Here is a 6,000-nt window from a genome sequence, read left to right on the forward strand (position 1 = left end):
AAACCTCAGCTTTCGGTTTATTTCATTGGGTCGCTGTGATAGCCTTGGGGACAATAAAATAATTTTTGCTGACCGGGAAAACCCGGCAGCGCGAGGCAGACAGAGGCAAAGATCGTGCAGATTCGGCGGACAGTTCCGGCCCGAATGGGCTTTTTCCTTATAGCGTTGCTATGTGTGCTGGCGTTTGCGCCGCTCAGGTCCATGGCGGCGCCTTATGCAGCTATGGTGATCGACGCCCGAACTGGCGAGGAGCTGCATTCACGCAATGCGGATGCGCGCTTGCACCCGGCCTCGCTGACCAAGATGATGACGCTGTATATCGCGTTTGAGGCGGTGCGAAACGGCGAGATCACGCTGGATACACCCGTTCGGATTACCCAGAAGGCAGCGGCCGAGCCCCCGTCGAAGTTGGGCCTGCGCGCGGGCCAGACGATTGCGTTCCGCTATCTGATCCGTGCTGCTGCGGTAAAATCGGCCAATGACGCGGCTACGGCGATCGGCATTGCCATCAGTGGCTCGGAAGCGGCCTTTGCCCGCCGCATGACCCGAACCGCCAAAGCGATGGGCATGAGCCGCACAACTTTCAAGAATGCGCATGGTCTGACTGAGGCAGGGCACCTGTCCAGCGCGCGCGACATGACCACGCTGGGACGGCATCTGCTGTACGATTACCCGCAGTATTATAACCTGTTCTCGCGCCAATCGACGGATGCCGGTATCAAGACTGTTCCCAACACCAACCGCCGCCTGCTGGCAGCCTATAAGGGTGCGGACGGAATAAAGACCGGATACACACGTGCGGCGGGGTTTAACCTGGTGGCGTCGGCCAAACGCAAGGATGAGCGTATCATCGCAACTGTCTTTGGCGGAAAATCCGGAGAGTCGCGGAACGCCAAAGTTGCGGAACTGCTGGATCTGGGGTTTCGCCTTGCCCCGTCGCGCGCACCCATTCGCAAGCCTGAGCGCCCGGTTTATGCGGGCAATGCCGGGTTGGGGGGCGATACCCAAGTCGCAGCGCTGAGCGGCGCACCGAAATCCAGCCTGCGCCCGCTTGGGCGCCCCAGCGCTGCGACACAGGTTGCAAGTGCGGTTGCGGCATCGGCAGACCAGAACAGCGACCGTATCAGCAGCGGCATTGCCGCAGCGATTGCCGAAGCGGATATAGCCCCAGCCGCCCCACCAGTTGAAACATCCGATACCCGACCGGCGCTGCGCCCGGACAATCTGGTGCTGGCCTCGACCGAGCCCGTCAGCCAGCCAGAGCCCGAGCAGGAAGTGGTTACCCGCCTGTCTTCGTCCGGTGGGCATCTGTGGGGGGTCAATGTGGGCCGCTACACCACACGATATGAGGCCGAGAAGGTTCTGCTGAAAACGGCGCTGTCGGAGATGACCACGCTGGATGGCAGTCTGCGCAAGGTCAGTCAGAGCTCGCGCGGCTTTGACGCGACATTCCAAGGCATGACGCGGGAACAGGCCGATCTGGCGTGTCGCCGCCTGCAAGCCCGCAATGTCACCTGTTTCATGATCGGGCCATCATAAGGTCCGGCATATTCTCTCCTGTTGGGTCTGGGCTGCGGATGACCGCAGCCTTTTTTAATCGAAGACGTGACCGTGCTGATATTGCTCGTCCTGTCCCGCGGCGGCGGTCAGGGCGGCGACATTGTCCTTGGTGAAGAACCCGTCATACTTGTGACACCGTTCGATATATTCGGTGATCAGCAGCGTGTTCTTCGAGTGTTTTGAGAAGATCTGCTTCAGGTTAGGGTCGTCTTTGCATTCGCCCACTACATGCGCCAGGAACGGCACGCCCTTGTCCTTCAGCGTGTTCACGACAAAGTCAACATTCTTTTCCCCGGCGCCATGATCGCCATCCTTGATCTCGACTGCCATGTGATGCAGGCGACGGCCAAAATTGCGGACAAAATCTTCGGTCGGCATCGGCAGCTTGGCGAATGAGTTGACGAAGGACGGCGTGTTATTGGCCGTGAAAACCTTGGCCGGGGATTTCTTGTCATCATCCACATTGGCGTTGCGGTTCACGTTGGTGGACGAGTTCATGTCGAAGATGTTGTAAGCCCCCCAGAAATAGTAGGGCACCATGGTCAGGAATTCGAGGATCGCATCCTCGCGCTCACCCGCCAGCACGCGCGTCGCCAGATGATCAATGCCCAGCATCAAAGGCGCGATTTTGCTATCCGATCCGAAAGCGGCGGCCTGATCCAGCCGGGCTTGTTCCGCGTCGCTCAGCAACACGCGATCACCAAGACCGAGGCTGTCTGTGTCGTTGAAATCATGTGTCGAATATCCGACCCGGTTGCAGGTGAAATCCGAAGGGGTCGTGAACCGGAAGCCGTTCAATGTGTAGAACGGGTTTTCTGTGTCTCCGGCATATTCGAAGCGGATGTTCTGATCCTCAAGCGTCCCGGTCAGTGCCTTCAGATCACTGGCCGCGAAAACCTCGCCAACATACCGCGTTTGGGGTGTGTTGCGGGCCAGCGGGTACATGCGATTGATGCGGGGGATGAAGTCTTCGAAACCGGGGCTGAGCGGGGCCATCACGATCAGCGCGGGATAGTCGGGATGCGAATGCAGGATCGAGAATTTGTGGGTCTGCCCCAGATAGCTGGCGGTGTGGCGATAGGGTGTCATCACGTAAAGCTCGACCAGCGTATCGAACAGCGCGCCGGTTTCGACCTGCATACAGATCGCGCGCATTGGCCCGACCTGATCGGCAATTCCCGAGCTTGTCCGGCGCTCGTAGATTTTCGGCAGGTATTCCGCAAAGAAGTCCGAGTTCTTCTTGTCGCCCCGGGGTTGATAGGACATCAGATCAAAGGACATTCGACTACCTCCTTGCGCGACACCCCAACCGGGGCGAGCTATCGTTTGAAATTGTAGCTTTCAGAACATGTGCTTGCCCGTCATGCTAGGCGCTGAGACCTGTACGGGCAACAGTCGTGAAATTGGGTTGCCGACGTCAACGCATGATGTTCAGCGGGTGAATTTCGTCACATCGACACCGCCCCCGATCAGGTTGTCGCGAACCGAGCGGGCGATTTGAACCGCGGTCGGGCCGTCTCCATGCAGGCAGATCGTGTCGATGGATGTTTCCAGCCGCTTGCCGCTTTCGGTGATGATCGCACCTTCGCGGACCATGTTCAGGATGCGCGGGCCTGCGACCTCGGCATCGTGGATGACGGCGCCGGGCAGGCTGCGATCAACCAGTGTTCCGTCGTCATTATATGCACGGTCGGCGAAAATCTCGCCCACCCAGTTACACCCGAGCTCACGCACGGCCTCTTCCTGTTTTGTCGCGGCCAGCACCATGACGATGATATCGGGATCAACATCCAATGCGCCCTGATAACAGGGGCGCGCCATATTGATATCGGCTGAACACATATTGGCCAGCGCCCCGTGCAGTTTCAGGTGCCGTACTTTGGTGCCAACCGCCGTGGCCATGCCGATTGCGGCCCCCAACTGATACCGGACCAGATTGCGCAGGTTGTCATGGGGCAGCTTCATGTTCCGCCGGCCAAACCCCTGTAGATCGGGAAAGCCGGGATGCGCGCCGATGCCTACGTCGTTTTCGGCCGCCAGTTTCATCGTTGATGCCATCACATCCGGATCACCGGCATGAAACCCACAGGCGATGTTGGCCGAGGTGATGATTTTCAACAGGCTTTCGTCATCGCCCATTTTCCAGGGGCCAAAGCTTTCCCCCATATCGGCATTCAGATCGACGCTTGGCATTGGCACATCTCCTTAGTCGGTGGCAGAGATCACTCCGCCGATCAATTGGTAGGACAACAGATCCGGTATGTCATGGGGATCACGCACCAGTGCCTCGACTATTGAGGGCAGGCGCGCAAGGTCTGACAGGAACGCTTTGTGCATTTCTTCAGCCTGTTCCATGCTGACAAATTCGAACCGGATGTCGCCGCCTGCGGGTGTCTGTGCCGCGCGGGGCATATCGCATGGCAGAACGGTCGCGATACGAGGGTACCCGCCCGTGGTCTGACATTCCGGCAACAGGATGAACGGGTCGCCAGTGCCGGTCATCTGGATATCGCCGGGGGTGATCACCTCGGACAGGATATTCAGCTGGCCCGAGGCGGCAAAGCCATCGCCGTCGCTATCTACCTGCATGCCCATCCGGTTGGCGCGTGCGCCGCGCCGGAAATTGGTTTGGGCAAACCGTTCAAGCGTCGGGCCGTCAAACAAAGATGTCTGAAAACTGGCAACCACATGCAGCACCCCGCCCGAAAACCGCTCGGCAGCAGCCAGTTTCATCCCGCTGTTGCCTGCATCCGGTCCACAGGTCAGCCTGTCGCCCTGCTGTAACGCCCGGCCAATCCGCGCTGTCAGATGGGTGGAGCGGGACCCCAGAAAAACCTCGGCTTCGATGCCGCCGCCCAGATGCAGATAGCCGTAGTTTCCAGCCAGCGTCGCCCCGATGACCAGCCTTTGCCCGGCGATCAGTTGGTGCGACGCGTTCCAGGCCACAGGGCCGCCATCAATGCTGGCCTGCATCCGCGCGCCAGTCAGGGCGATGCGCATGTTATGCGTCGCCTCGAACTCGCCTCCCATCCCGGCCATTTCCAGCGCCGCAAGGTTTGGGCTTTGATCCAGCAACGCCGCCCCTTCGTGCAAGGCCAGAATGTCCGCGGCCCCTGATCGGGACAGCCCCTGATCCAGATAGCCTGTGCGCCCCTGGTCCTGAATGGTGCAGGCCGGGCCAATCCGGTGGACGATCAGGCTCATGGTGCAATCTCCTCACAGGTTGCGCCGCCTGTGCCGTCCTCGTTGTTGGCCTTGATGTGTTCCAGAACGTCGCGGGAAACGGGCTTGAACAACAGCTCATCGCCGGGTCTAAGGGTAAAGGCCTCGGCCCTTTCAGGGCGGAAACACCGAAAGGCGGTCTGTCCGATATGCCGCCACCCGGTTGGTGTCGGCCCGGAAAACAGAACAAATTGCGAGATCGCCAGAACCAAAGCGCCTTCCGGCACCATGGGGGTCAGGCTTTGCAGCCGGGGAATGTTGAACTCGGGCCCCAGAGGTCCAAGGTAAGGCTGCCCCGGAGCGAAGCCGATAGTCAGAACCCGCACGCGGGACTGTCCAAGCCTTCGTATTGCTTCGTCTGGTGTCAGGCCGGCAGCAGCGGCGGCATTGTCAAGCTGGGGCGCAAGGTCGGTCCCGTAAACCGTCGGAACGCGCCACAACCTGCGGCCGGCAGGCAGCGGTGTAGTGTACCAGTCCTTTTGCTCAACCAGTTCCCTAAGCTTTTGCAGCATCTTCTGATGAGAGATGCGCTGCGTGTCGAACCGAACAAAGGCCGAGCCCAGGGAGGCTGACGACTCGGTCACTTCATCCCAGTGCAGACGATCCACTTCGGCCCGAAACGCCAGCGCTGCCCGGTTCGCGGTGTCGGTCATCTTGTCTGCAAAGGTCACCAGCGCGCCATCAAATCCGACGGTTCTGACCAAAGGAAACTGAACATTGCGCGCCATTGCGGATCTGCTTTCGGATCGAAGAGTGAATTGGTGGAACCTGACCGCATCTTTAGGGGATACGCAAGACAGGGCGTTCAATAGCCGACATTGTGCCTGATGCGTCCACATCCCGGCAGGGAGCGACCCGCAGTACAAGGCGTCCGACGGAGGTGAGAGGTTTTTGACCGTATTCTGGCCGCAAATCCGACTCGTTTTCCCGTTTCGAGTCGCCCTGACTTGTATCTTGAAATTGCGGAGTCTCTATATCTTGTGTCGGCCTCTTTTGTTTTTAGGGGCTTGCCGGTCAGATCATGCCTAATAGCACCCGGACGGAAGGGTGGCGGGCAATTGTGATTGCGTATAAGTTATTGAAATTACGTAATAAACAAAGAAAACTCAAAAAAAAGATCAATATCGTCATTTTCCGCTTGCGGGTGGGGAGTCTAATCCGTAAATACCCCTTCACCGGCGCAGCTGAGGTTGGCCTGACGGACTGGAAAGACGGTTG

The 6,000-nt window shown here is 59.0% G+C and carries 6 protein-coding genes; 2 read left to right on the forward strand and 4 right to left on the reverse strand.

Annotated elements, in window-relative coordinates:
* Window positions 1–144: 144 nt before the first annotated feature.
* On the forward strand, window positions 145–1,539 hold the full coding sequence (locus ACR0JI_RS17710; protein WP_480495571.1) for a D-alanyl-D-alanine carboxypeptidase family protein: 1,395 nt from the start codon (window positions 145–147) through the stop codon (window positions 1,537–1,539).
* Window positions 1,540–1,593: 54 nt separating this feature from the next.
* Here the strand turns inward: ACR0JI_RS17710 and ACR0JI_RS17715 are convergent, their stop codons facing one another.
* The 4 genes from ACR0JI_RS17715 to ACR0JI_RS17730 all read right to left on the reverse strand — a co-directional run bounded on the left by ACR0JI_RS17715 (window position 1,594) and on the right by ACR0JI_RS17730 (window position 5,510).
* On the reverse strand, window positions 1,594–2,841 hold the full coding sequence (locus ACR0JI_RS17715) for a hypothetical protein (RefSeq protein ID WP_480495573.1): 1,248 nt from the start codon (window positions 2,839–2,841) through the stop codon (window positions 1,594–1,596).
* 150 nt (window positions 2,842–2,991) lie between these two features.
* Entirely contained in the window at window positions 2,992–3,753 is a 762-nt protein-coding gene (locus tag ACR0JI_RS17720; protein ID WP_480495575.1) for a LamB/YcsF family protein, read from the reverse strand.
* Window positions 3,754–3,765: 12 nt separating this feature from the next.
* The gene (locus ACR0JI_RS17725) at window positions 3,766–4,764 is read right to left on the reverse strand and encodes a 5-oxoprolinase subunit C family protein (protein ID WP_480495577.1); all 999 of its coding nucleotides are present in this window, start codon (window positions 4,762–4,764) and stop codon (window positions 3,766–3,768) included.
* Complete coding sequence (locus ACR0JI_RS17730) at window positions 4,761–5,510, reverse strand: 5-oxoprolinase subunit B family protein (protein ID WP_480475358.1); 750 nt, start codon at window positions 5,508–5,510, stop codon at window positions 4,761–4,763. The genes ACR0JI_RS17725 and ACR0JI_RS17730 overlap by 4 nt, the downstream gene beginning before the upstream one ends.
* A gap of 293 nt (window positions 5,511–5,803) precedes the next feature.
* Between ACR0JI_RS17730 and ACR0JI_RS17735 the strand changes: the two genes are divergently transcribed.
* The coding region (locus tag ACR0JI_RS17735; protein ID WP_480495579.1) for a hypothetical protein at window positions 5,804–6,000 on the forward strand (197 nt) is incomplete at its 3' end.

Source organism: Ruegeria sp. N10 (assembly GCF_056531545.1).